General features: G+C 40.2%; 1 pseudogene. It reads left to right on the top strand.

Annotated elements, in window-relative coordinates:
* Positions 1-400: pseudogene (locus HT732_RS00985) on the top strand (adhesin); the annotation flags it as partial.

Raw genomic sequence — 400 nt, 5'->3', positions numbered from 1 at the left:
AAGTATGTAGATGCAAACGACGAAACTACAGAAGTATTGCCAAAAGTTGTTCAGAATGTTACGCTAACAAGAACAAACAAGCGAAACAAAGTAACGAATGCACTTGAAGAAGGAACATGGTCACAAGGAAGTTGGGCAGAACAAGCTTCACCAACCGTAGCAAACTATGGAACACCAGATAAACCAAGTGTAGAGTCAGTGGCAGTAACACCAACAATGGAAAATGCCGAAGTAGTCGTGAAGTATCCACAAGCAAAAGAAGACGAAGTAGAAACAAAAGTCATCACGCGTACAATTAAGTATGTAGATGCAAGCGACGAAACTACAGAAGTATCGCCAAAAGTTGTTCAGAATGTTACGCTAACAAGAACAAACAAGCGAAACAAAGTAACGAATGCAC

The organism is Streptococcus sp. 5346, from assembly GCF_013277455.1.
In the GTDB taxonomy this organism is placed as follows: Bacteria; Bacillota; Bacilli; order Lactobacillales; family Streptococcaceae; genus Streptococcus.
Note: the sequence above shows the minus strand (reverse complement) of the source record. Positions and strands in the feature narration are given on the sequence as shown.